Here is a 23,313-nt window from a genome sequence, read left to right on the forward strand (position 1 = left end):
ATCAACAAGAAGACCGGCACATTCAACGGAATGCAGGTCCCGGTCAAGGTCGTTGTCGACGACAAGAAGCAGTTCACGGTGTCGGTGGGTGTACCGCCCACGTCGGCTCTCATCAAGAAAGAGGCCGGTATCGAGAAAGGATCCGGAGAGCCCAACGTCAAGGTGGCAGGAAACCTGCCATTCGAGGCCGCTGTCAGAATTGCCAACATGAAACTCGAAGGCATGCTCTCCTACGAGCTGAAGACCGCAGTACGCGAAGTCATCGGCACGTGTGTCAGCATGGGAGTTACCGTTGACGGCAAGAAAGCCAAAGAGGTTTTCGCCCTCATCGATGCAGGCAAGTACGACAGCGTTCTCGTGAAATAACATGAGAAAACCATAGGAGATCGGCTATCCGCCGGTCGCAGAACTATGGAGGAATCTGATGGTAGACAGGGCAAAGATTTTAGAAGCCGTGAAAACGGCGATTGAGAAAGCGCCTAAACGTAAATTCTCTGAGAGCATCGATATTACCATCAATCTCAAGAATATCGATATGGCGCAGCCGAAGAATCGTATCGACGAGACGATTCTCCTGCCCCACGGGTCCGGCGAGAATGTCGGCATCTGTGTCATCGGGAAGGGAGATATCGTTACCCAGGCCAAAGAGGCCAAAGTCGACCTTATCATCGGCCCTGAAGAAGTTGAACGGCTCGGCGGTGCACCCCGCGAAGCACGGAAAGTTGCCAGTTCATACCGGTACTTCCTTGCGGAGACGGCGGTCATGCCCGGTGTCGGTCGTTATCTGGGTCCCCGGCTCGGTCCGCGGGGCAGGATGCCGATGCCGATTCCGGCACAACAGGACATCCGCCCGATCGTAGAGCGTCTCCGCAACTCGGTGAAGATCAGGACCAAGGACAAGAAACTCTTCTCCACCAAGGTCGGTTCAACCGCGATGACGCCCGAGCAGGTAGCCGAGAACATCGAGGCTATCATGAAGCGTATCGAAGCTGTTCTCGAACAGGGTCCGCTGAACGTCCGCTCCGTCTTTGTGAAGACAACGATGGGCCCCTCCGTGAGGTTGGAATAATGGCGTTATACACCCACCACCTTCCGGCGTGGAAGAAGGACAAGGTCGCCGACATCAAGAAGAACGCGAAAGCGTACAAGCTCATCGGGCTTGTCGACATGTACGGTATCCCCGCACAGCAGGTGCAGCAGATCCGCAGGAACCTCCGCGGCAAGGCTGTCATCCAGGTGACGAGGAACACCCTCATCGAGCACGCGTTGAACGAGATCGGAGGGGACACCAAGAACCTCTCGAAGTTCATCTCCGGTCACTCGGCGCTCATCTTCACGAACGACAACCCCTTCAGGCTCTTCAAGCAGCTCGAGAAGACCAAGACCAAGATGGCGGCAAAGCCCGGTGAGAAAGCACCGGAGGATATCGTCATCCCGGCCGGTCCGACCAGCTTCAAACCGGGCCCGATTGTCGGTGAACTGCAGCAGGCAGGTATCCCGGCAGCAATTGAAGGCGGCAAGGTCAAGATCAGAGAGACCAAGACGGTTGTCAAGAAGGGCGGAGTCATCTCGGCAAAACTCGCCGCGGTGCTCGTCAAGCTCGACATCAAGCCCATGGACGTGGGGCTTGCCCTCCAGGCAGCCTTCCACGAGGGCAGCATCTATGAGCCGTCCGTGCTCTCAGTCGATGAGACCGTCATCCTCGGACAGATCCAGCTCGCAAGCCGGCAGGCACTCGCCCTGTCGCTCGAAGCAGCTATCCCGACGAAGGACTCGATGGAGCCTCTCCTGACGAAAGCTGTCAGGGATGCCCGCGGTCTTGCGATCGAGGCAGCGATCTACGAGAAAGACGTTGTCGATGCGATTATCGGTAAAGCCGAAAGAGAAAGCCAGGTCCTCAAGACCCTGGTAAAATAATATTTGAGATTAAATCACAGGTGATTAACGATGGAGTATATCTACGCAGCACTTCTCCTCCACAAGGCAGGCAAGAAGGTCGATGAGAACGGCGTCAAGGCAGTCCTTACCGCCGCAGGTGTAGCAGCAAACGAATCAAGGATCAAGGCACTCGTTGCAGCACTCGAGGGCGTCAACATTGAGGACGCAATCAAGGCAGCAGCAGCAGCCCCGGTCGCCGTTGCAGCAGCAGCACCCGCAGCAGCACATGCAGCACCCGCCAAGGCAGAGCACAAGGAAGAAGACAAGAAGGCAGAAGAAGAGAGCGGCATGGCAGGGCTCGGTGCCCTGTTCGGCTAATCCTTTCTTCTTTTCTCTTCTCTAATCAGTGTGTGCGATTCCGTTTTGGTATTCCGGGACGATCTTTTCTGATGGTAATTTCCCCCTTGGAGACCGGGCAGGTTTTTTTGTACTGGGTTGAACAATCCCGGTATTACGCCCGAGCCGGACATCTACCCTCCCGTTGCCTCAAAATAGCAGGAACTATCCGGGCTTGCGGCACGGTACGGCGCATCGCAGATCCGCCTTTTTGGACCGGTTGCCCGTCATCCTGCGGATGAAATGAGCGAAATCGATCTCCTTGTTGAACCTGGACGCACACTCTTTGATCCCGGTGGCCGTTCTTATGACCGTGAGCAGCGTTCTGGGAACCACGTGGATGTCTGTACGGCGAACCTTCTCTGCGATCAGGTAAAAATCAGGTTCTTTCGGAGACGATTTCTCTGTGAGGGACGACCCGCTGCGCTTTTGCGATCTGGCAGGTTGTGGAGGTCGATCCTCTCCGCTGAAGAACGAGATCGAGAGGAGTCTTAAAAAAAAGTGTTATGGCGGTTCTTACTGCTTGAACAGCACACTTATTCGTGCAAGTGCTGTCTATCCCACAACCTTGTTACCATTCAGCACGTTCGCTTCGGTCACGGTGATGTATTTCGTCGTACCAACAATATGGTAGGGCCCGGTTGCCCGGACATCTGACGTGCTCCCTTCTGTTGCATACGGGACGACAAATTCGCCCCCGGTGCTCTCCTGCCGGTACACAAAGTTCCGGCCGGTGTTCGTGACAAGAGTGAGTTCAATGGTGCCCTCACCGGGAATATGGGCGCCGTTGACGTATTCAAAGACCTTCACGAGCCGGATATCCGGAAGGGCGCTGCCTTGTGCGGTCCCGTACAACTGCATGGAAATGTTGGTCGGTGATTCGTGGACGAGCCGGTAGTGGGTCAGTGCCGGCACTTTCTTCACCGGCTGGTAGGGCACGCTGGAATAGAGGTCAGCATACGTTGCTCCGGCCGATAGGGTGGCTCCTTCGGGAGATACAGCGATGGTCTCCTGCGAGACATTCACGGTCTGCGTTCCGGTGATCACCCGTGCCAGCCCGCCAACCCCTGCGGTTGTACCAGTGTCCGGGATACTTCGTATGGTGTATCGGGTGTACTGTGCGGTGTCGGGAAGGACGAACGACCCGTCAAACACCTGGAGCCGGACGATCATGCTCTGGAAATAGTCATCACCAAGCAGGTGGGTTTTTGTCATCCCCGACGAACCCGGGTCCTCAACGAAGAACCACCGGAGGTAGGGAGAAATCTCATCGGTGTTTGTCACCCAGGGGATAAGCGATGGAAAGGTGTCGGTGGCCGTGCCAAGATCGGTGGCAACGTACCGTCCCCCGAGATTCGTGAGGATGGCATTTGCTGCGGACTCGTTCTCGTTCAGGTAGAATGCTGCTGCGCCCTGTGTTCCTGAAAGGTGATCCTGGAACGGGTTGGTGATGGGGAGGCGTTTGGCAAAGAACGTGATCCGGTGTCCCTCCTCCCATGGGGCCAGGATCCCGTACGATCCGTTGGGATAGGTGAACGTCTCTCGGTCATATGTCCCGAAGTAATCAACGTCGGGTAACGCGGTTGAGTTCTCCATCCAGCCCAACGTTTCCGTCCAGTCTCCGGGAATTTCGTTGGCCGGTGTATTTGCCACATAAGCATAATCCTGCACGGCTGATATGGCAAAGACAAGGAGCGCAAGGATGATGATACCTGCAAACGTGATTCCTTTGAGTGCAGTTCCCGGCCGGACTCCTTCTGATGCCCGGGCACTCTTCTTAGTTTTCCGGTCCTTTTTTCCGGTATCTCTCTTTCCGTCATCCTGTGCAGGGTTGCCGGACAAACAAGAGAGCCATGGTGAGAGCGACGCTTCCACGGCATCCCACGACCATTTCAGGGATTCTGTTACACCAATCGCTGTCAGGAGTGCGACGGGGACGGTCAGGTAGAGAAGGAACCGCTGGTGCGGGATGGTCACCAACAGCATCACAACAAACCACGTGAGGAGGAAGATGTGTTCACCCTGACGCCGTTTCACTGCATACCATGCCAGGATGATCAGACCACCTGCCATGAGAATGAGGGCGAGATTGAAGGTCTCGTATGCCCCGGTAAAAGACCAAGGCTGGGTCTCCCTTACCGCTACAGAGAATGCAGATGAGCCAAAGACGAGGGAGAATGCCTGGTCCCGGATGGTCTGGAGAATCGGGAGAAACTGGAGCAGCGCAGCCCCGCCAATGACGATTCCGGCGAGAGAGAGACCATAATGCATCTTGTTATTCCGGCATGCCCGGGCAAGACCATACAAGAGTACCGTCTCGGCCAGGAGACCGAGCATCACGTACAGGTGACCTGCTGAATAGGTGGTTAGGGAAAGGCCGTCTGCAGGGAACCCGAACAGGGCCACCAGGATCGCAATACCTGCGAACAATACGCCATTGGTCAGGAGGAGGTATTCGGATTGCTGACTGGCAACGTAATCAACGATGTACTGGATGAACATATAGATGCCGATGACCAGCAGGGCAAGCATGACTGTGGGGGACGTGAGGTACCCGAGGAAATACAGGATCGCGGCAAGGCAGGAAAGCAGAACGGGGATGTACAGGGATTTCGCGTGTTCACGATCAACCGGAGTCGTCCGGGCAGATGCCAGCGCAGAGATATAGGCTAGGAAGAAGAGCGCGACGAAAAATGTCTCGGCACTGTTGTGATCCATCCAGCCATAGGAAGAGAAGTAAAAATACGTGTATGAGATCACGGAGACAAAGCCGGCCGCCACCAGCCCGGCCTTCCAGTCCCGGATCTGTTTGCCTAGATGGTAGGTTACAGGCACCATCAGGGCGGCAAGAAGCGGGGCAACCCATCCGGCAATATTGACGATATCTGCACGGGACGACGCGCCGAACACTGTACAAAGGACCACGGCAAGGAAGGGGAAGAGGGGTCCCCAGTCAATGGTCTTCCCGGCGGGATACGCGGTCATTGGATCGAACCAGTTGTACTGGGGGAAATGTGCCACCATCACCTCGACCTGACGCAGGGTGTACCAGATATCAGACCCGCTGCTGTACAGGAATCCCTGGTTCGGTATGAATAGCGCCGGGATCATCCTCAATACGAGCGCCAGTGCTGAAAAGAAAAGGAGCGCGGAAACGATGAGGAGGGTCTGGTGTTTCCTGTTCGTGAGAAGATCCATTGTCACTGTCCTGTCTGTTTTATCTGATATCCGGAGATATCACGGGAAAATATTATGAATATTGCGAAACCCGCGGAGGCCGGTCATGATCGCAGGTACACCGCACTCTTCACGTCGTTTAAGGTCATTCCTGGGGTGAGGCTGCCGGCATACATGATCTCGATCGCTTTCTGGTCGGCATAGGTAAGGTTGGTGTTCGTGGTCTGCCCTGAGGAGAAAACGCTGTCTTGGTACATGTCCGAGTCACCGACAAATCCCAGCTCGTAGAAGAGAGTACGCATGAGTGTATAATTGCGCACATCGCCTTTCAGGTTCGCGTCAATGTAGATCGTTCCCTTTGAGATCTTTGCCACTGCCGTGTCGTTTATATTGAACTCCCGGGTAGTCCTGTCTTCTGAAGTATTGATGGCGATTCCGCTCATCCCGCTCTCCGGAATGAACTTGATGGTGATATCCCCGGTGGATCCCTGTTTGATCTGTTCGGAGATCTGGTTGGTCTTCGACATGTTGTTGAACACCCGGGCCGCGTTCTCTAGGAGCAGGGCATCGGAATCGTGGTTTCCGTTAACGGAAATAACGATGCGGCCGTTGTTCTTTGTGGGATCCCATCGTGAGAGATATGCATTGCCTGCACCGAAAGCCAGGTCCAGGAAATGCAGCCGGAGATCATCTGAAGAAATTTCCAGGGTCCTCTCTGCTACTGGGGTAATGGTTACTGCTCCGGATGGTGCCGGCCCGGCGCCGGTCGGGGCTGTACCTGTCGGGCTGTTGTTCTGGATTGCCGGCGGGGTTGATCCAGGGGACTCAGAGCCCATGGGGTTGCCGCCCGGGATCATGTCAGATGCCGGCCAACCGAGAATGATCCAGGCAAAACCAATGGCTATGATGATGATCCCGACGAGAATAAGCGCCCAGCCCGATTTCATATACTATAAAATCATCGCCACGGATGTTAAGCCTTGTTTTTTCCCCGGGTTCACTCCCTGTATCAGATCGGCATGCCGGTGTAGATATTATGCTTGGTGGATATGATCTTCACGCGGATCTGCCCTGCAGTCTTCGGGCAGTTGTATACCGATACCACCCGGTTATTGGCAACACCGAGCATCTCGCCATGGATCCAGCCCGGTGCCCGGATCTCAACAGTCACCTTCTCGCCTTTTGCAAGGGTGAGCGGGACGAACTGGCGCCGCACCGTGCCAAAGTCCCGTTCCGCATCCAGCCGGAGGACGAGGCCGGACTCTTTCTCCCACTCCTTGATGCTCCGGTTGAAGAACTGCCACCAGCTCTGCGCCTTCACGCCTTTTGGCGACCTGCCGTACCGGTAACGCTCGAATTTCTGGATGCCGAGCGGGGGAAAGCGTTTACCCGCCCCGATCTCCTGCGCGAACCGGATCAATTTTAGAATTTCGGCGTCATTGATCCCCGGTATATAGACCGGGGCAATGAGGAGATCGATCCGGCTCTCTGCCACCGCGCGTGCCGCATCAGTCACCTGTCCGATATCAAACCAGTCTACGCCGGACAGTGTACGGGCAATAGCCGGATCCATGGCGTGGATCGAGAGGTTGATCCGGTCAAGCCCGGCGGATTCGAGCGCCGCGATCTTTGCGGCATCGAGCAGGGTGCCGTTGGTCTGGAGTGAGATGGTGCTCACGCAATCGATCCCGCGGATGGCTGCTACCAGTTCCGGGAGCCGGTGGTACATGAGGGGCTCGCCCGGTGAATCAATGTGGCATTCGACACCCTCTCCCTTGAACCGGGCGATCTCATCCACCGCGGAAAGGAGGTATTCCATTTCCACCTCGTAACTGGTGGCCCGGGTCGTGGACTTTGGCCCGGCATCCACGGAGCAGAACGGGCAGTTGATGTTACATCCGCAGCTTGGGCGCACCTGCAGGATGTTCGTGCCCCGGTCAATGATGCCAAAATAGAGGGAACCGAGAAGGGGTATCTGCGACTCTTCGGTGATCTGGATGTGGGTCATGAAAGAATGTGGCCACCCATCCCCTCAGGGGCTCTCGCTACGGAGCCGGTATCCAATCCACTCGCCCCGGTCGGGGACCGGTGCCGGGCTCTCGATGTGTAAAAAGACAAACTCGAACGCTTCCTGGTCCACGACACTCCTGCCGCTCTCCTGGCAGTACTGTACGAATGCATCGTACATCGCCGGGAACGGCACATGCGCCCCTGGGTCTGCGATGAGGATATCTTCGTGGAACCGCCAGATGCCCTCGAACTCAATGTCATCGTCCAGGAGGGGTTTTGCCAGGATCTGGTCCACGGCCTCTGCCGCGTCCTGTTTTTTGGATACCCGCTGGAGTTCCCGGTAATAATCGGCAACAAGGGTGAGTCCCTGGCGCAGGTCGTTTAGGTTCTGCTCAAGGTTTTTTATCTTCTTCTCTGTAGGGTTGACTGGGTCTGCCGGCGCCATTACTCGTGCATCACTCTTTCTTTTAGGGTATTATAAGGTCTGCGATAAAAGAACGGGGGATTTTGGATGAGTCTCCGCGATCAGATCCGACGGGACCGCAGCATCCCTGCGTACACGCACTGGCCATATGAGACGCAGCCGTCGCCAAGCGGGTAATCCCGGTTCGTGATGCACGTCAGGCCCTGCGCGATAACTTCCCTCTCGATGGTGGTGCGGATCACGTGATTGTACGCGACCCCGCCGCTGATCGCAATGATCTCCCTGGCGTCCCTGCGGGCGGCACGGATTGCCATCTGTGCAATTCCCCGAGCAAGGTTGTACTGGAACGATGCGGCAATATCCCGGATTGCCTGGTGGTTCCCGGGTGCAGCGCTCATCTTCAGCAGTGCGGTCTCTATGAGCGCCCGGCTGGAGAGGGTCTCGCAGCCGTCCCGTGCGGTGAAGGTGAGATCCCAGGTTTCCGCTGTTCCTGCGGCCGCCGCGGATTCGAGTTTCATTGCCGGTTCGCCGTCGTATGTCCGCTCCCGGCAGATGCCGAGCAGGGCCGCGGCAGCGTCGAGCACCCGGCCGGTGCTCGTTGTCTGCGTCACATTGAAACCTGTCGCGAGCTGTTTCTCCAGCACGCCCAGTTCCACGTCCGACCAGCCACGGGAGGCAAGGAGCGAGCGGACGCGGTCATCCGGAAGGATGCCGTACAGCATCCGCTCCGGAAATTTTGTTGCAAGATCTCCCCCGGGCATTGCCACCGGTTCGAGACGGGCGACCCGTTTGAGGTCAGGTACCTGCCCGGAGAAGATCTCGCTGCCCCAGACCGTGCCGTCGTCCCCATATCCCACCCCGTCGATGGCGATACCGATGCAGGGCCCCGTAGTGGCTGCGGCGATGTGGGCCCGGTGGTGCTGGACGGGAATCAGTTCAAGGCCGTGCTCTGATGCGATCTCCTTTGCAAAGCGCGTGGAGAGGAACTGCGGGTGGAGGTCGTGGGCGATCACATCGAACTTTGCCCCGAGGATCCGCTGGAGGTTCCGGACGGTCTCTTCGAGATATTCAAGCGTTGCGGGATTCCTCACGTTTCCCACGTGGGGCGAGGTGACCGCAAAACCGTTCCGGTAGATGGTCGCGTTCGCGTTCAGTTCCGGGCCCACGCCGAGGATGCAGTGTTCCCCGAGATCGATGGCAGTCCGCTTCGGTGCGATCCCGCGGGAGAGCCGGATGATGTACCCGTCCCGCATCACCGAATCGTCGCACCGGTTGACGATCTTCCGGTTGTGCGTTAAGAAGAAGTCGGCATCGCGGTTCAGCTTTGCCATCGCAACGTCGATAGCCGTGATCATCGGGTAGCCGGGCATGTTCGCGCTCGTCATGATCAGGAGCGGGTGCTTAAGGTGTGAGAAGAGGAGGTGGTGGAGGCCGGTGTAGGGGAGCATGCAGCCGATGGTGTGCAGGTTGCTGATCGTTGCATGGGCAGTAGGGTCGCGTTTGTTGAGCACTGCGATAGGGTGGACGGGACCTTCGAGAACCTGCCGATCTTCCGGTGAGACAACGGCCATCCGGCCGAGCTGGTCCGGCCTCACCATGATCGCGAAGGGCTGCTCGATCCGGCCGAGCCGGTGCTTGAGTTTGTCTGCTGATTCCTCTATGCACGCGAGGTGGAACCCGCCGATCCCCCGCATTGCAAGGATGAACCCGTCATCGAGAAGCCTTGCCGCCTCCTCAACGGGGTCGGCGCATTCGACGGCATGCCCGAGATTATCGAAGAGGGAGAGTTCCGGCCCGCAGGAGGCGCAGGCAATCGTCTGTGCATGGTGGCGCCGGGAGTGCGGGTCGGCATATTCCGCTGCGCAGGCAGGACACATCGGGAACTCCGCCATTGTGGTCCGCTCGCGGTCATAGGGAATTTTGCCAATGATGCTGTACCGCGGCCCGCAGTTGACGCAGGAGGTGGCCCAGTAATTCTTGTACCTGCCGCCTTTTGTGGAGAGATCCCGGATGCACTCATCGCAGATCGCAATGTCGGGCGGGATCATGCCGGAGAACGAACCGGTGCCGCTCGCGAGGATTGTAAACCCGTCCGGGATCTCCGCATCGGTATCTGAACATTCCACGGAGTCGATACGGGCAAGGGGCGGCCCGCGGGAGACGGCGGCAAGGAATTCATTAAAACGCGCACCGCGTGCAAAGATCTCCACTTCACTGCCGAGATTTTTCACCGTGCCGGCGATTCCGAAACCGGCTGCCTGCGCATACACGAACGGGCGGAACCCGACACCCTGGACAATTCCCCGGACCGTAATTCTGCCTTTCTGCATGATGCTGTCGCAAAAATTTATTGATGCTCGCGGGGATATATGTATAGGGTTTTCACCGTGCCGGGCCATATTCGCATCGTCAATGATCCAGTAGAGCTGGTCCCTCTCCTGATGACATTCAACGACCCTACTTTCAAGAAGGTCTATGAACTCCTGAACAAATCCTGGCTGACCGAGGCCGAGATCCGGGCCAACATCACCGAGGATACCGTGCCGCTCTGCCTCCAGGTGCTCAAGAAGGGCAACCTTGTCGAGGAGCAGTGGCGGATGCCGAAGCCCGGCTCAAAGCCCGAGAAGGAATTCCGGGCAACCTATAATAAGTTCCGGGCAAACTTCCAGTGCAACCTGTCAGACCTTTCCGATATCCTGTACATCTCGCTCTCGAATGACGAGAATCTCAGGAACGTGGTAGAGCAGATCGAGGGCGAACTGATGAAGGGCAACAGTTCCATCAACGATCTCTCCCGGAAATTCAACGTCAGTCCAATCTTCATCAAAGGCCTCGCCAAACGGATCACCCATCTGGATGTGAAGGGACAGGGGCTGGTGCTGCTTGACGCAGGGCACTAAAGATCCCCTCTATTCTATTCTTCGCAGCAAGCGCGAGGTCTCGCGCCTCCAGATCCTGGTCGAGATAGCCGAACACCAGCCGGCGGTCAGGCAACAGGAGATCGCCGAGAAACTGGGCGTGACCCCGCAGGCTATCTCCGAGTATATCCGCGAGCTCGTGGACGAGGGCATGGTCTCCGCGAGCGGGCGGGGCAACTACGAGGTGACGAAGTCCGGCATCGAATGGGTGCTGGCAAACGCCGAGTCGCTCGAATCCTATGCACGGCATATCCGGCGCGATATCATCCAGCAGGTCTCGGTCTGGGCAGCAATCGCCGCCGAGAATCTCAAGGCCGGTGATGAGGTCGGCGTATACATGAAGGACGGGTTTCTCTACGCGGCAAAGAACCCGACCGCGGCAACCGGTACGGCGGTTGCGGATGCAAAGAAGGACGAGGACATCGGGATAGCGCGCCTGAACGGGATCATCGAGCACCACGAAGGCACCATTCATGTCTGCAAGGTCCCCCGCATCCAGCACGGCGGCTCGCGCAAGGTGCGGCAAAGAGACCTGCTGGAGGTCACAAAAAAGGCCGGTTTTGTTGCGGCGGTCGGCCTTGAGGCCTTCATTGCCCTGAAAGCAGCGGGGAGGAAGCCCGATATGTTCTTTGGCGCCCGGGAGGGCGTGATCGAGGCGGCCTTCCACGGGATCGACTGTGCGATTGTGGTCGTGGACGAGGAGTTTACGGATTTCTTGAAAAGGCTCGAAGGCGTGGGGCTCTCGTATGTGATCCACGACCTGATCGCTCCCTGAAGGCACCATGAAGATCATTGTCCAGCCCCAGAAAGGTGACAGTTACAAGCTGCTCTTTTACGATGGCAGGAACGTGCGGGGAGCCGGTTTTGTCGAGCTCCAGGACACCCCCCGGGGTCCCCGGCCCACGAAGTACCGGGTGAAGTGGGGGGCAAAGAAGGATTACCGGCATACTCCCTCAAAGGACCTGATCGCGAACTTCCGCGAGGCGGATGTGCGGCTGACAAAGCGGGATCACCGGTTCGAGACGTTCCTCGAGGCTTTCCAGGTAAAGACGGGGACGGTCGATGCCTGCCGCATGTGCCTGCTCGACGAGAAGTTCACCCCGCTTGACGGCACCAACACGGTGCAGTTCGGCAAGAACGAGAAGATCTGCCTTGACTGCGCCCGGCGCGAGCTGCGGCGGGAAGTCTCGCATCTTGGCCGTCTCGGTCGGGATGGGATCTCCCATCTCGAACAGCTGCTCCTTGAGTTCCGGAACCTTGACCGGGTGCTTGCAACCCTCAATCCTGAGAAGATGACGATCGGGGCGGCCCTCTTCGACAAGCTCGAAGCCCACCCGGTGATGACAACCGCCCCCCTGGAGGAACTGCCCCTGCCGCGGCAGTTCATTGATGCCTGTGGGGTGAAGCAGCTGATGCCTGCCCAGCAGCTGGCTGTTGAGGCAGGGCTGCTGTACGGGAAAGATCTGCTCGTGGTTGCGGCAACCGCGAGCGGCAAGACCTTCATCGGCGAGATGGCCGGGATGAAGAACTATCTCGAAGGCCGGGGCAGGACGCTCTTCCTGGTTCCGCTGGTTGCACTCGCAAACCAGAAGTACGAGCGGTTCACGGAACGGTACGGGAAGTTTGCCCGGACCGGCCTGCTGACCGGTGTGAGCCGGCTGAACCTGCCCGAGACCCGGAAGGTCGGGGACCGGAACCCGCAGGCGCCGATCATTGTCGGTACCTATGAAGGGGTGGACAACATGATCCGGTGCGGGCAGAGGATGGCCAATATCGCCACGGTCGTGATCGATGAGGTGCAGATGCTGGAGGATCCGGAGCGGGGCCACCGGCTCGACGGGATGATCGCCCGGCTGAAGTACCTGGCCCCGCAGGCCCAGTATCTCTACCTCTCGGCTACCATCGGGTCGCCGAAGGTGCTCGCGAAGAAACTGAACTGCACGCTCGTCCAGTACGCGGACCGGCCGGTCGGCCTTGAACGCTACCTCCTTTTCGTGGAGCGCAAGCAGAAGATCCCGACGATCAAGCAGATGACGACCGAGGAGTACAAGCGGACCTCCTCGAAGGGCTTCCGGGGCCAGACGATCATCTTCACCAATGCCCGGGTCCGGTGCCATACGATCGCCGATGCACTCGGTATGCGGGCTGCCGCTTACCATGCGGGCCTGAGCTCGGTGGAGCGCCGTGACGTGGAGACACGGTTCTCGCAGGGGAAGCTGATGGCCGTTGTCACCACCGCGGCGCTCGGGGCCGGGGTTGACTTCCCGGCATCGCAGGTGATCTTCGATGCCCTGGCCATGGGCCGGGACTGGCTCTCGGTGCAGGAGTTCAACCAGATGGCGGGCCGGGCCGGCCGGCCGGACTACCATGACCTTGGCCGGGTCGTGATCCTCGCCGAGCCCGGCGGCAGTTACTCCCGCGAGAACCCGGGGACCGAAGAGGAGATCGCGATCCGTCTCCTCAAGGGTGAGATGGAGGAGGTGGCGCCGGAGCACAACTTCGAGCAGAGCTCGGAGGAGTACGTGGCCAATGCGGTTGCCTGCGGTGGCGAGGAGGCGGACCTCAACCGGATCAATACCACGATGGTCGGGAGCATGGAGCCGGTGCTGCCGGATCTCGTTGCGAACAAGCTTGTGGAGAAGCACGGTACAAGACTCGTGATGACGCCGCTGGCCCGGGTCATGGCAGAGCACTTCATCGGCATGGAGCGGCTGCTGGAGATCGTCCGGCTCACCAGGAAGATGGAAGACCCGGTGGAGATCATCGCGGAACTGGAGAGCTGGGATCTCGAGAAAGAGACCAAGCCGGACCCGGTAAAGCCAAAGGAGCCCAAACCCGGGAAACCATCCGCTCGCAGGCACCGGTAATGCGGGATTCAAGGCCTGTTTTAACACTTGTTTTTACTATCTGGCGTTGTTAATCGTGATTCAGTAATCCAATAATTTATTATTGAGTACGCTCCATGGATGACTATGGAGACCCCGGAGGAGCAGGAGATCCAGATAACGGAGGATATCAGGTACCTTACCCGTACCCTGACGCCTGACAACATCGATGCGGAGGTCATGTTTGCGAAGAACCGGGGGATCCGGTCCTGTACGCCCCCCTTTGATTCCTCTCATATCAATGATACAAAAGTCAGCGAACGGCTGAAACGGGTACAGCCGCCGGAAGAGTGAACCGGGTGGCAATTTCCCCCATCATTTTTGAAAAAAAAAATTGTTGAACTACCGGTGAATCTTTATTTTCCTAGAGACCGGCATACCCAGAGATCATAGATCGGGTCGGCCGGATTTTCGGTGACTTCAACCTGTCTTCCGAGTTCCTCGCCCCAGCTTTTGATGAGCAGGGCCTCGGGTTCTGTGCCTACCGTGATGAGTGTCTCACGCGATACCGCAAAGAGCTGGCTGATGATCTGCTGCCACATATCCTGCGAGAACGAGTTGATCTCGCCCATCATGATCCCGATCCCCTTCGGGACTGGCTCGATATACGCAGATGTCTTCATGGCATCGATCCACATCGTCTCCTCCGGGAGGAGTCGGCCGGTGGAGAGTCCGAGGGAGAGGAGTGCGTCATCGTTGTCATACGAGAGCGGGGTAAACCCGAGGTCCCGGAGGACGAGCGAACCGACACCGGACCCGCAGCAGGCATCGATGCACGTCTCACCGGAGCCTGCGTCCCAGAATCCGCTGATCAGGTTTGTGAGGATGCCCCGGCGCCTGGGATTGAGATCCTCAATAGCCGGTGGGACTTCCGCTTTGAGGGCAAGGCTGTAGTATTCCCGAACTGCTGCTGCCCAGACCGCCCGGTCTTCCTGGTAGATCTCTCCGTTCAGGTTCTCGAACTTCTCGATGAGGAGCGCAGTAGGGTTCCGGGAGAGGAACGATCCGGTGATCCAGCAGTCGCCGTTCCTGAACGCAAGGGCCAGGGGGTCTTCCTTCTCGTCCAGCAGGAGCCGGCCCTCATCCCCGCCAGCAAGGGTCAGGGTATCGTTATACCGGGGGTCGGGGAGCACCGAGAACTGCGGCTCCACGAAGACCACCTCGTCGACGCCAAGGATCTCTGCGACCTTCATGCGCCGGCACCCCCCCGCTCGATCCGGAGACCGTGCGGCGCCTCGATCGTCCCGTCGACTTTTGCATCCTCGTGGAGCACGATCGACTTCGCTTTTACGTCGCCGAGGATATGTGCCCCTCTCTTCACGTAAACGGTTGAACCGCTCTCCACGTTGCCGTGGACCGTGACGCCGTCGACCACGGTGATCTGGTTCCTGGCCCGGAGGCTCCCGAAGATCACGGTGTTCTGCTGGACATCGATGGAACCCGCCCGGATGTTCCCGTGCAGCCGGCAGCCCTTGCCGATCTTCATCGAGGAGGGGACCGAGAAGAGCTTCATGTTCAGCTTCGAACGGGCGGGGATCATGAGCGGGATCTCCCGCTTCTCCTCGTCTTCCGAGAAGAGGTCGTCGAGGATACGGTCGAGTTCCTTCTCGTTCTCGATGTGCATGAGGGTCATTAGGTAGATGATGATGAACATGAAGACCGGCATCGGGTTCCGTATCGCGATCTCCCCTTTTGCCTCGAACCCGTCGCGGATCTCGACCTTCTCACCGATGTCGAGCGCTCCTGCAACCGAGAGCTTGCCGTTGATCTTCACCCCCTCGCCAATATAGGCATCCTGTTTTGCGATCACGTCACTGCCGATCTCGCACCAGTTCCCGATCCGCGTGTCGCCGTTCGCCCAGACATACTCGCGGATCTTCGAGGATTCGCCTACGAATACGTCGTTGCCCCGGAGTCCGTAATCGATCTGGCAGAACTCACCGACCACGATGTCATGCGAGGTCTTGATGCTGTGCTCCTGCAACTCAGTCCCGTCGGGAAGCAGGCAGTGCTTGTGCCAGTCTTGTACGGATCGTTCTTTCATGCATCACCAGGGAGCCGTATTCAGGCACCGAACTTATGGGATTTGTTGATAAGGTCGAGAGCAATCGGGAGAAGATCGACTCCCCGGATCCGGCAGAGCCCGCCTTGTGCGCAACTGAATTCATCGTAGCGGACCACATCGTCCACCCGGACCCCCTCGCCCCGGATCAGGACGGGGACCGGGTCGGCGGAATGGTCCTTGATGCAGACCGGTGTCGAGTGGTCGCCGGTGATGATGATGATCGTGTCCTTTAAGCCCAGCAGGGGTTCGAGGAGCGGGTCGATCTTCTCGATGAATGATTTCTTCTGCTCGGCCAGACCGTCATGGCCTGACTCGTCGGCGCCCTTGATGTTCATGAGCACGAAGTCTTTTGTCCTGAGCTCGTTCACTGCTGCCGCGACCTTGCCGGCGATATTGCTGTTCTGGGAGCCGGTGATACCCGGTACCTCGACGTGCGGGAGACCGACTGCTTTACCGATCCCGGTGATGAGGCTTGCCGCCGAGATGACCGATCCCGACATCTCGTATTTCTTCTGGAAGGGCTCGAAGTCCCCCATCTCCCCGGCGCCCCGCATCAGGACAATGTTGGCCGGGTTCTGCCCCTGCTTCACACGATCCTTGTTGATGGCGTGCTCGAAGAGGATCTTTGTGGACTGCTTCACGAACTCGTTGCAGACCGTGGCGGTCTTATCCTCCCTCTCTCCCTTCCGTATTGCAGTGATGGTGAGGGGAGCAACACCCTCCTTCTTCGGGTCGTTCGATGAGACGCAGTGGCTCAGGCCATCCCCGCTGAGGGCAAGGGCAGCCCGGTGGCCGGCACCGGAGCGGAAGATGAACTCAACGCCGAATTTCGAGAGGTCGACGCCGTCCTGTATCGCCTGCGAGAGGGCTGCCGTGTCGTGGATCCGGCCTGCCCGTCGGTCAGTGACCAGGCCCTGCGGGGAGAGGGTCGCGTAGTTACAGCGGAACCCGATCATTCCCGCTTTCATGTCGATGCCGGAACCAACGCATTCGAGCGGGCCCCGGCCGGTATAATACTTGTACGGGTCATAGCCGAGCAGGGCGAGGTGGGCGGTATCGGAACCCGGGCGGATGCCGGGGGCGATGGTGTCCATGATCCCGCAGATCCCTTCGGCAGCGAGTTTGTCAAGGACGGGTTTTCTTGCCGCGGAGAGCGGCGTTCCCCCCCGGAGCGCCGGGCAGGGGCGGTCGGAGATCCCGTCAAGAACAATGAAGAGGATTTTACGTGCGGTCATTCGTATGGAATGGTAGGGCGGGAGGGGTAATTAGACTCGCGGTTGGAATGCGGGGGGAAAAGGACGGTTATTGTGGTGGATTATCCGGAAAACCCCGGCCACTCCCGGTCACTACAGGCACTCCGGCATTGAGCGATACTTCGATGAACGGGAGATTGTCGATGTCCGGGATCGTGCAGGTGACCGGTACTGGCATGCACCATGTTTGTACACCGCCAGACCCCCGCTCCCCCGGAGCCAGAACAATCCCCCCAGTCATCCCGTAAAACTGCATGAATCCGGCTCGAAAATGGGAGGGGCTTGGGGGGGTAGGGCGGTGTACTTTGATATTTTACCGCCCGTGACCAACAGGTCCGGGAGAAAATTTCCGACAGTCTTAACCTGAATCACATTGGTTTGTTCACACGGGAAGTACACCGCCCGACACTCGCTGCACGGGTGCAACATAAGCCCGGGAGCGTTGGTATATCGAAATGTTTTCTACCGAGTAAAAAAAATTCAACCACCCCTTCGACCCCTGCTCGCATTTTTTCAGGCAGGGTTTGGTTGATCGCCTGCCGCATTCACGTCGAAGATTGAAAAATATTGTAGGTTGTACAACCGATTGTAGGTTAATTATCCTACAATCGCCTCACGAACTTACACCCTTTGATCGCGATCAAAAATTTCAGACAGGGTCCGGCCTGTCCCGCACCAGGTACACCAAGTACTACACCGCTCACGCAGTCTTCTTCTCATCCGGCACGATTGCCGAGAGCACGACCGTTACGAGGGAAAGCACAATGCCTGCTACCATCGTGATGTGGAACCCGTCCAGAAACGTTGCGGGATCGAGATCCGTGAACGCGACAACTGCACCGGTATCCATGGTTGCGAAGGTGAAGAGTGCTGCATAGATCGCTGTCCCGAGCACGCCGCCGAAATAGATGGCAGTCACCATCAGCGAGGATCCGGTGCCTTCCTCGCCCCTGGGTGCGCTCTCGATGATCCTGCTCGCAGCCGGCCCGGCTGCGATCCCGAATGCCACCCCCATCACGATGAGCCCGGCAAGCAGGGGAACGATCCCGGATCCCGGCGAGATGAACGCGAATATGGCACTGTAGAGAACAACAAACCCGCAGGCTGCCACTGCAAATGCCCGCCGTCCGTATCGGTCTGACCACTTACCAAACGGGATACTGAGGATGGCAATCACCGCGGGCGGGATCAGGAGGCACAGACCGCTTGTCATAAGATCGAAGTGCATCTCCATCGTGAGATAGAATGGGAGGAGGTACAGGACTCCCATGAAGATGACATTCACCAGCAGGTATGCAGTCGTCACCGATGTGAACTGCCATCCTGAAAAGATCCTTATGTTCACAAAAGGTTCCGGGATCGCCAGTTCCCGGGCAACAAACAGCCCCGAGCAGAGCAGGCATACTATCCCGCAGATGAGGATCAGCGGATCCGATACACCGCGGGCTGCCCCTTCTTCCAATACAAAGGTACAGAAGACCATGGCGCCAAAGAGCAGGACAGCCCCCGGGTAGTCGAAGGATGACGTGCGGTCTCCCATGCCCGGCTCATCTGCCGGGATCACCCGGGCTGCAAAGAGGATCCCGATGATGCCGATCGGTATGTTGACCAGGAAAATCCAGTGCCACGAGAGGTGCTGGGTGAGGATTCCCCCTATTGCCGGCCCGGCGGCGAACCCGATGGAAGCGGTTGCAGCGATAACGCCAAGGGCAGTACCGAGCATCTCTTTCGGAAGGTACCGGATACAGAGCAGCGGGGCAACGGCGGCGATCATCGCCGCCCCGATACCCTGTACGATCCGTGCAGCGAGCAGGGTGTCGAGCGACGGGGCGATCCCGCAGGCAGCAGAACTGATGGTGAAGATGATGAACCCGAGGAGGAACAGTCTCTTGGCAAGCCCCCGGTCTGCGAGTTTCCCGAAGACAAGGAGGAGCCCGGCCATCATCAGCAGGTAGGTGATGATCACCCACGCGATCGTCCCGGTGTCCGTACTGAAGTACGTGGCCATGGTCGGGAGCGCCACGTTCACGATGGATCCATCGATGCCGTCCATCACTACGCCGAGCGCTACTGCTCCGAGCAGGAGTTTCTGGCGCAGGGGATCCATGATGACGGTGGACATGAGCTACAGTATAGAGCGGGAGATTTCATTAACGTTCGGAATACCGGATCCGTACGGGGCCTGATGGCAGGCTCTTAAAAAAAGGGATTAGGTCGTGTCGACCGGTGCTGCTACCGGTTCGACCTTGGACTTGGTGATCTCGACCCTGCGGGTCGGGTAGATCGTCTTGACTGCCTTGAAGAGATCGCGCGAGATCTCGCCAGAAACGATCCCGTTCAGGAGCGTGGTTAAGTCCCATGCGCCTGACTGTGCTGCAACGGCCTGGATAATTGCGTTCCGGATCGCGTGCTCCTGAGAGATGTTGGCACGGGCGAACGTGTACGTGCAGATCGTCAGACGGACTTTCTTGCCATCCTTGGTGACGACGAGGACGATGGTGTCGATGCGGGAGCTCCGGCGCTTCACGAGCGAGCGGAGATAGTCGCGGGTCACTTCGTGGCCAACGAACTCGGTATATGCCGAATCACCGGTCACGTTCTCGATCTTAAAGCTCATCTTCATGTACTGCTTGGCGTAATCGTTGGTGATCTCGCCGAGCGTTGCGTGCATGATGCGGCCCACAACGCTCTCAGCATCGTTTGCAATGGTATCGCCGATGTACACCTTGCCGAGGGTGTCGGGGGTGTGCACCTTGTACCAGCTCTTGGCCTTCCAGCCTTCAACTCTTCTTCCTACCTGTTTCTTCTTTGCCATAGTATCACCTGTTGGATTTCCCGTGCAGAGAACATGCGTCCTCCGCCACTGCCAGGTTCATCAGATAATCGTCCACGGATTCGATGACCGATCGGAGCTGTGTACCCGCGATGGTCGTGACCACCCGGTCGCCCTCTGCCCGCGTCTCCATGCTGCGGAGGTTGTCGGGCGAGAGTGCCGGGGCAACGCAGGCAGCATCCTGGTGCAGGGTCGTGATAGTGCCTTCGATCTGCATCATGCTGCAAGCGCCTCCTGCCAGCCTTTCGCGAATGCGCCGATCTGGTCGCAGGGAATGGTTGCCCCTGCCCGGAGGTTGTGCCCCCCACCGCTTCCCCCGCAGGCTGCCGCGATCTCCCGGACCTTTGGCCCGAGTTCAACGGTGCTGCTCAAGGGAGAGCGGACCGAGATCCGGCACATGCTGCCGCTCTTTGCGTACACGAGTACCGGGCCTTCTGCCGGGATGTCCCGGGAGAGGATGTCGGCAACGTCGCTTGCAACGGTTGCGTCCTGCACCTCGTATACCCCGGGTACTCCCTCATGCGGGCGGGCGGATTTGACTGCGCCTATCACCCGGACGCGGTGCTGCCGTGCGATCTCCCATGCACGATCGATGTCGTGCGATGAGCGCAGGCAGAGCGTTGCGCCGATGTCGCCGTTGCCGGTCTTGCCGCAGGCGTCGATGACCGCGGCGAGGGCATGGGCATCTTCTATCACCTCGCGCTGGAGGTGGAAGGTGTCGCCGTAGATGCCTTCAAGACCGGCAAGGGTTGCTTTCGGTGCCGCTTCGAGTACAATGCGGGAGACCAGGGTATCGAGCCGGAGCGGCTCCTCGCCCTTGGTCTGGTCCCGGGAACTGTCGATGAAATCAGCAACGAGCTGTTCCTCGCCGCTGATTCCATCGAGGTACGGGTGGGTCGCGGTATACCAGCGCTCGATCATGTCCCGGCCCGGGAGTTTTAAGCCACGGTCCGGTACAATGATCCCGTTCGTGATCGCATCGTTGAAGATCTCGAGATTTTTCCCGACAATCTCCTGCCCGTCCCCGATAATGCCGGGTATGACAAGGCCGGCAAGATCGCGGTTGTCGCCCAGTTTCTGGGCCACGTAGTACGCGGTACCTGCCCCGGAGAGCTCGCGATCGCCGTCGATACCGGCAAGGCGCGGGTTTGCGTGGAATTCTCCTGTAAAGAGCGGGAGGTGGTGGTCTACCACCATCGTCGTCTTCGGGAGGTCGGCAATCCCTGCACCGATATCGCAGAGGAGGTATGCACTCTCACCGGTAAGATCCGATGCGCTGACGTCCTGTCGCACCCGGAGCCTGAACCGTATGCCTGCACGGAGCATCGCGTGGCAGAGGATGGCAGCGGCTGCAATGCCGTCTGCGTCGTGGTGCGCTAACACCTCGACAAATTCCTGCCTGCGGATCTGTGCCGCAACGGTCTCAGCTGCGGATTCAAGCGACGGGGACATGATGGACGATTTCCTGACGATTTACCTGGAGAGGAGGATCTCGGCATTCTCCGGCTTGTAGACCCAGCCGGCGGGCAGTTTTCTGCTCGACGTGTAGTATCTCACGAGACGGCGGATCTTGGATTCGACCAGCTGAAGCTGGCGCTTGTTGTGCAGATCCCTCTTGTTCTCGGAGAGGTGCTTCCTGAGGCCAAGGGCCTTGCTCATCAGGTCGCGGAGGTCCTCAGGGATCTCGGTCGCAACCTTGTTCTCGCGAAGAATGGTCCCGATGCGCTTGCCGGTGACAAGCTTAACGTCGGGTACTCCGTGTCGGTCTCTCAGGACCAGTCCAATCTTTGCGCTCGATGCGCCTTCCTTACGGAGATCCAGGATGATCTTGGTGATCGCCTGCGGGTCGGTGTTCGACCACGCGGGAGCCTGTTTCCGGTAGGGGCGGATTGAGCATGACTTGCCCCTTCTGCGGGCGTGCATTCGTGCCATGGTATAGCCTCCTAAATCGACGAACGTAAGTCCAGAAAAGTGCAGTTGCGTTTTGCAGCTACTGACTCTCTGTAATCCCAAAGCCATGTTCAGGCAGTGCGGTGTCGCACGTCGGACTTACATCTGTCAGCACAAGTAAAAGTGCTGGTATACTGTTGGAGGGGAGGGGTAATAAAGGGAACGGGAGAAAATTCCCCCATAATCCCGCCTTCACCGGTCCCCGGTTTCCCTGTCCGGCACCTCTCTTGCCAGGCTCAGCCTGCCAATCAGCAGCCAGCCGAGAAGGCATACCAGCCCGGTCGAGACGTAGATCGCCCCGAGGATAAGGATGAGGTTGTCTGCGTCCAGGGATGCAAGGAGTATTCCGGCACTGCCAAACACGAGGCCGAAACAGTTGATCAGGGCGGACGCGGAACCGGTGTCCTCCCTCTGCTGTTCGAGCATGAGGAATGCGCCGGGAGATCGCACGCAGCTGCCCATCAGCGACGCCGGGAACAGGGTAAGGGTAAAGATCAGGGGTCCTTTGCCGCCAAAGAGGCAGATCAGTGCCCCTCCGGCAAGCATAACGATAAAACAGGAAAGAATGATCGACCTGCGGCCGAATGACCGGGAGAGCCGGAGGTACAGGAGGGGTCCTGAGATCATCGCGATGGCATTGATGGCAAAGTAGTAACTGAACCACTGCTCGGAGAGCCCGAATACGTCTTCGTAGATGTACGAGGAGTCGGCGATGAATGCCAGCGATGCCACGCTCACGAGCGAGAAGACGATCAAAAGCGAGGTGAACCCGGGATTCTTCAGCACGGTACCGAGCCGGCGGACGGACTGTATCATGGTGCCGGTATACCGCGAGGGAATCGTCTCGGTCAGCAGGATACTGCCGATCATGGAGACAACTCCGATGAGGGCAAGCATCCAGAAGAGGCCCCGCCACGAGGTAAAGGGAAGCATGAACGCCCCGATGACCGGGGCAACGGCGGGCGAGATGACAACCATGGACTGGACGATCGCGAGCACCGATTCGCGTCTCCTCCCGTCATACAGGTCCTTGACCATCGCGGTTGCTACTGCGGATGCGGCACTCCCGCCAACGGCCTGGAGGATACGGAAGAGAATCAGGTGCCAGATGTCCCATGACAGGGTACACGCTGCGCTTGCCGCAATGTAGAGGGCGAGGCCGGCAAGCAGGATCGGCCGGCGGCCGTACTTGTCGGAGAGCGGCCCCCAGAAGAGCATCCCGAGACTGAAAAAGACAAAGAAGAGGATGAGGGTCAGGTTCGTGATATCAGCAGAGACACCAAAAAAATCACTCATCCCGGGGAGGGCGGGAAGGTAGAGATCCGTCGACAGCGGGACAAACGCGGAGAGCACCGCGATCAGGAGGATAAGTCCCCGGTTGCCAAGATACTTCTGGGGAACTCTTGGGATCGGGTCATCGTCAGGAACAGTGGTCATCTCCAGGTCTTAACCTGCATCGCAGGCTGATGCAGGGAACTACTTTATCGTTGTCCTGAAACCGATATAGGGTTTCCTTGGATGGGG

Annotated in this window: 23 protein-coding genes; 8 read left to right on the forward strand and 15 right to left on the reverse strand. The window is 58.4% G+C overall.

The window, feature by feature from the left end; translation table 11 throughout:
- From LUQ43_RS12065 to rpl12p, 4 genes are all read left to right on the forward strand, one after another.
- Nucleotides 1–366: 50S ribosomal protein L11 (locus LUQ43_RS12065; protein WP_299968059.1), on the forward strand; the 366-nt coding region annotated here is incomplete at its 5' end.
- 58 nt (nt 367–424) lie between these two features.
- A complete protein-coding gene (locus LUQ43_RS12070; protein ID WP_299968062.1) occupies nt 425–1,069 on the forward strand; it encodes a 50S ribosomal protein L1 in 645 nt (214 codons plus the stop codon).
- Nucleotides 1,069–1,917 (forward strand): 50S ribosomal protein L10, encoded by an 849-nt coding sequence (locus LUQ43_RS12075; RefSeq protein WP_299968064.1) that lies wholly within the window; start codon nt 1,069–1,071, stop codon nt 1,915–1,917. The genes LUQ43_RS12070 and LUQ43_RS12075 overlap by 1 nt, the downstream gene beginning before the upstream one ends.
- Nucleotides 1,918–1,947: 30 nt before the next feature.
- On the forward strand, nt 1,948–2,256 hold the full coding sequence (gene rpl12p, locus LUQ43_RS12080; RefSeq protein WP_299968067.1) for a 50S ribosomal protein P1: 309 nt from the start codon (nt 1,948–1,950) through the stop codon (nt 2,254–2,256).
- 573 nt (nt 2,257–2,829) lie between these two features.
- Here rpl12p and LUQ43_RS12085 read toward each other — a convergent pair.
- From LUQ43_RS12085 to hypF, 5 genes are all read right to left on the reverse strand, one after another.
- The gene (locus tag LUQ43_RS12085; protein ID WP_299968069.1) at nt 2,830–5,472 is read right to left on the reverse strand and encodes an oligosaccharyl transferase, archaeosortase A system-associated; all 2,643 of its coding nucleotides are present in this window, start codon (nt 5,470–5,472) and stop codon (nt 2,830–2,832) included.
- An 83-nt stretch (nt 5,473–5,555) separates the two neighbouring features.
- Nucleotides 5,556–6,398: a DUF2927 domain-containing protein gene (locus LUQ43_RS12090; protein ID WP_299968072.1), complete on the reverse strand. Its 843-nt coding sequence runs from the start codon at nt 6,396–6,398 to the stop codon at nt 5,556–5,558.
- 62 nt (nt 6,399–6,460) lie between these two features.
- The gene (locus LUQ43_RS12095) at nt 6,461–7,459 is read right to left on the reverse strand and encodes a radical SAM protein (RefSeq protein ID WP_299968075.1); all 999 of its coding nucleotides are present in this window, start codon (nt 7,457–7,459) and stop codon (nt 6,461–6,463) included.
- Nucleotides 7,460–7,483: 24 nt separating this feature from the next.
- Nucleotides 7,484–7,906: a hypothetical protein gene (locus tag LUQ43_RS12100; protein ID WP_299968078.1), complete on the reverse strand. Its 423-nt coding sequence runs from the start codon at nt 7,904–7,906 to the stop codon at nt 7,484–7,486.
- A gap of 80 nt (nt 7,907–7,986) precedes the next feature.
- Complete coding sequence (gene hypF / locus LUQ43_RS12105; protein ID WP_299968081.1) at nt 7,987–10,215, reverse strand: carbamoyltransferase HypF; 2,229 nt, start codon at nt 10,213–10,215, stop codon at nt 7,987–7,989.
- Between the two features lie 39 nt (nt 10,216–10,254).
- On the opposite strand from hypF, the gene LUQ43_RS12110 reads away from it, so the two are divergent.
- From LUQ43_RS12110 to LUQ43_RS12125, 4 genes are all read left to right on the forward strand, one after another.
- Entirely contained in the window at nt 10,255–10,785 is a 531-nt protein-coding gene (locus tag LUQ43_RS12110) for an ArsR family transcriptional regulator (RefSeq protein WP_299968084.1), read from the forward strand.
- On the forward strand, nt 10,769–11,578 hold the full coding sequence (locus LUQ43_RS12115; RefSeq protein ID WP_299968087.1) for a MarR family transcriptional regulator: 810 nt from the start codon (nt 10,769–10,771) through the stop codon (nt 11,576–11,578). Before LUQ43_RS12110 ends, LUQ43_RS12115 begins: the two co-directional genes overlap by 17 nt.
- A gap of 7 nt (nt 11,579–11,585) precedes the next feature.
- The gene (locus LUQ43_RS12120) at nt 11,586–13,670 is read left to right on the forward strand and encodes a DEAD/DEAH box helicase (RefSeq protein WP_299968089.1); all 2,085 of its coding nucleotides are present in this window, start codon (nt 11,586–11,588) and stop codon (nt 13,668–13,670) included.
- A 105-nt stretch (nt 13,671–13,775) separates the two neighbouring features.
- Complete coding sequence (locus LUQ43_RS12125) at nt 13,776–13,982, forward strand: hypothetical protein (protein WP_299968092.1); 207 nt, start codon at nt 13,776–13,778, stop codon at nt 13,980–13,982.
- Nucleotides 13,983–14,044: 62 nt separating this feature from the next.
- On the opposite strand, the gene LUQ43_RS12130 is transcribed toward LUQ43_RS12125, so the two are convergent.
- From LUQ43_RS12130 to LUQ43_RS12175, 10 genes are all read right to left on the reverse strand, one after another.
- The gene (locus tag LUQ43_RS12130; protein ID WP_299968095.1) at nt 14,045–14,881 is read right to left on the reverse strand and encodes a hypothetical protein; all 837 of its coding nucleotides are present in this window, start codon (nt 14,879–14,881) and stop codon (nt 14,045–14,047) included.
- A complete protein-coding gene (locus LUQ43_RS12135) occupies nt 14,878–15,732 on the reverse strand; it encodes a polymer-forming cytoskeletal protein (RefSeq protein ID WP_299968097.1) in 855 nt (284 codons plus the stop codon). Before LUQ43_RS12135 ends, LUQ43_RS12130 begins: the two co-directional genes overlap by 4 nt.
- A gap of 20 nt (nt 15,733–15,752) precedes the next feature.
- Nucleotides 15,753–16,988: a 2,3-bisphosphoglycerate-independent phosphoglycerate mutase gene (locus LUQ43_RS12140; protein WP_299968101.1), complete on the reverse strand. Its 1,236-nt coding sequence runs from the start codon at nt 16,986–16,988 to the stop codon at nt 15,753–15,755.
- A 67-nt stretch (nt 16,989–17,055) separates the two neighbouring features.
- On the reverse strand, nt 17,056–17,184 hold the full coding sequence (locus LUQ43_RS12145) for a hypothetical protein (protein ID WP_299968104.1): 129 nt from the start codon (nt 17,182–17,184) through the stop codon (nt 17,056–17,058).
- Nucleotides 17,185–17,706: 522 nt separating this feature from the next.
- The gene (locus tag LUQ43_RS12150) at nt 17,707–19,128 is read right to left on the reverse strand and encodes an MFS transporter (protein WP_299968106.1); all 1,422 of its coding nucleotides are present in this window, start codon (nt 19,126–19,128) and stop codon (nt 17,707–17,709) included.
- An 87-nt stretch (nt 19,129–19,215) separates the two neighbouring features.
- On the reverse strand, nt 19,216–19,821 hold the full coding sequence (locus tag LUQ43_RS12155) for a 30S ribosomal protein S3ae (protein ID WP_299968109.1): 606 nt from the start codon (nt 19,819–19,821) through the stop codon (nt 19,216–19,218).
- Between the two features lie 4 nt (nt 19,822–19,825).
- Nucleotides 19,826–20,059, reverse strand: a complete 234-nt coding sequence (locus LUQ43_RS12160; RefSeq protein WP_299968112.1) for a KEOPS complex subunit Pcc1 — start codon at nt 20,057–20,059, stop codon at nt 19,826–19,828.
- Complete coding sequence (locus LUQ43_RS12165) at nt 20,056–21,291, reverse strand: DHHA1 domain-containing protein (protein ID WP_299968115.1); 1,236 nt, start codon at nt 21,289–21,291, stop codon at nt 20,056–20,058. The genes LUQ43_RS12160 and LUQ43_RS12165 overlap by 4 nt, the downstream gene beginning before the upstream one ends.
- A gap of 21 nt (nt 21,292–21,312) precedes the next feature.
- Nucleotides 21,313–21,771 (reverse strand): 30S ribosomal protein S15, encoded by a 459-nt coding sequence (locus LUQ43_RS12170; protein WP_299968118.1) that lies wholly within the window; start codon nt 21,769–21,771, stop codon nt 21,313–21,315.
- A 210-nt stretch (nt 21,772–21,981) separates the two neighbouring features.
- Nucleotides 21,982–23,226 (reverse strand): multidrug effflux MFS transporter, encoded by a 1,245-nt coding sequence (locus tag LUQ43_RS12175; protein ID WP_299968120.1) that lies wholly within the window; start codon nt 23,224–23,226, stop codon nt 21,982–21,984.
- Nucleotides 23,227–23,313: the final 87 nt, after the last annotated feature.

The organism is Methanoregula sp., from assembly GCF_028679125.1.
In the GTDB taxonomy this organism is placed as follows: Archaea; Halobacteriota; Methanomicrobia; order Methanomicrobiales; family Methanospirillaceae; genus Methanoregula.

What these genes read in the sequence shown, in the direction of transcription:
- LUQ43_RS12140 (WP_299968101.1), bottom strand. Translation starts at nt 16,988, where the DNA reads ATGACCGCACGTAAAATCCTCTTCATTGTTCTTGACGGGATCTCCGAC.
- LUQ43_RS12070 (WP_299968062.1), top strand. Translation starts at nt 425, where the DNA reads ATGGTAGACAGGGCAAAGATTTTAGAAGCCGTGAAAACGGCGATTGAG.
- LUQ43_RS12160 (WP_299968112.1), bottom strand. Translation starts at nt 20,059, where the DNA reads ATGATGCAGATCGAAGGCACTATCACGACCCTGCACCAGGATGCTGCC.
- LUQ43_RS12125 (WP_299968092.1), top strand. Translation starts at nt 13,776, where the DNA reads ATGGAGACCCCGGAGGAGCAGGAGATCCAGATAACGGAGGATATCAGG.
- LUQ43_RS12145 (WP_299968104.1), bottom strand. Translation starts at nt 17,184, where the DNA reads ATGCCAGTACCGGTCACCTGCACGATCCCGGACATCGACAATCTCCCG.
- LUQ43_RS12170 (WP_299968118.1), bottom strand. Translation starts at nt 21,771, where the DNA reads ATGGCACGAATGCACGCCCGCAGAAGGGGCAAGTCATGCTCAATCCGC.
- LUQ43_RS12155 (WP_299968109.1), bottom strand. Translation starts at nt 19,821, where the DNA reads ATGGCAAAGAAGAAACAGGTAGGAAGAAGAGTTGAAGGCTGGAAGGCC.
- LUQ43_RS12175 (WP_299968120.1), bottom strand. Translation starts at nt 23,226, where the DNA reads ATGACCACTGTTCCTGACGATGACCCGATCCCAAGAGTTCCCCAGAAG.
- LUQ43_RS12085 (WP_299968069.1), bottom strand. Translation starts at nt 5,472, where the DNA reads ATGGATCTTCTCACGAACAGGAAACACCAGACCCTCCTCATCGTTTCC.
- LUQ43_RS12075 (WP_299968064.1), top strand. Translation starts at nt 1,069, where the DNA reads ATGGCGTTATACACCCACCACCTTCCGGCGTGGAAGAAGGACAAGGTC.
- rpl12p (WP_299968067.1), top strand. Translation starts at nt 1,948, where the DNA reads ATGGAGTATATCTACGCAGCACTTCTCCTCCACAAGGCAGGCAAGAAG.
- LUQ43_RS12135 (WP_299968097.1), bottom strand. Translation starts at nt 15,732, where the DNA reads ATGAAAGAACGATCCGTACAAGACTGGCACAAGCACTGCCTGCTTCCC.
- LUQ43_RS12120 (WP_299968089.1), top strand. Translation starts at nt 11,586, where the DNA reads ATGAAGATCATTGTCCAGCCCCAGAAAGGTGACAGTTACAAGCTGCTC.
- LUQ43_RS12090 (WP_299968072.1), bottom strand. Translation starts at nt 6,398, where the DNA reads ATGAAATCGGGCTGGGCGCTTATTCTCGTCGGGATCATCATCATAGCC.
- LUQ43_RS12130 (WP_299968095.1), bottom strand. Translation starts at nt 14,881, where the DNA reads ATGAAGGTCGCAGAGATCCTTGGCGTCGACGAGGTGGTCTTCGTGGAG.
- LUQ43_RS12110 (WP_299968084.1), top strand. Translation starts at nt 10,255, where the DNA reads ATGTATAGGGTTTTCACCGTGCCGGGCCATATTCGCATCGTCAATGAT.
- LUQ43_RS12150 (WP_299968106.1), bottom strand. Translation starts at nt 19,128, where the DNA reads ATGTCCACCGTCATCATGGATCCCCTGCGCCAGAAACTCCTGCTCGGA.
- hypF (WP_299968081.1), bottom strand. Translation starts at nt 10,215, where the DNA reads ATGCAGAAAGGCAGAATTACGGTCCGGGGAATTGTCCAGGGTGTCGGG.
- LUQ43_RS12100 (WP_299968078.1), bottom strand. Translation starts at nt 7,906, where the DNA reads ATGGCGCCGGCAGACCCAGTCAACCCTACAGAGAAGAAGATAAAAAAC.
- LUQ43_RS12095 (WP_299968075.1), bottom strand. Translation starts at nt 7,459, where the DNA reads ATGACCCACATCCAGATCACCGAAGAGTCGCAGATACCCCTTCTCGGT.
- LUQ43_RS12165 (WP_299968115.1), bottom strand. Translation starts at nt 21,291, where the DNA reads ATGTCCCCGTCGCTTGAATCCGCAGCTGAGACCGTTGCGGCACAGATC.